Origin of the sequence: Bradyrhizobium sp. NBAIM08 (assembly GCF_020193935.1) — a bacterium.
Lineage (GTDB): Bacteria > Pseudomonadota > Alphaproteobacteria > Rhizobiales > Xanthobacteraceae > Bradyrhizobium > Bradyrhizobium yuanmingense.
Genome location: NZ_JADYVR010001107.1, coordinates 1 through 395, shown reverse-complemented (window position 1 = coordinate 395; position 395 = coordinate 1). Strand labels below are relative to the sequence as shown.

1 protein-coding gene is annotated in these 395 nt (G+C 30.6%); it reads right to left on the bottom strand.

Annotated features, from left to right (window positions below; translation table 11 throughout):
- A partial coding sequence (locus tag I6F37_RS43690; protein WP_368736839.1) for a DUF1934 domain-containing protein occupies positions 1-275 on the bottom strand: 275 nt, incomplete at its 3' end.
- Positions 276-395: the final 120 nt, after the last annotated feature.

Genomic DNA, 395 nt, shown 5'->3' with positions numbered 1-395 from the left:
GCCGATATATCGTAAAAAGTTGTTGTCGTTTGTCCTTCAACAAAATGCAAATTCATATTAATGTCGCCTTTACGAATCAACTTAACGCTATCATCATCCACTTTTATTGTAACATTAACTGTTGCATCCTCAATTTGTTCTACATACCGAATAAAGTTAGATTGCCTTTGTTGCCAAGTTCCTTCAGTAGTAAATTCAAATTTTTCTTTTTCGTTGTGCTGTTTCAACACTTGCTTTGTTTGAATACTTACTTTTTTATCCAATTTACTACTCACCTTAATCTTCGCATAATAGAAATATTATAGCATAAAATAAGGTCATCTTGTTATGCCTTCTTAAAGCTAAATAGGTTCAATTAATTAACAATTCCATACTTAATCAACGCTTCATATATG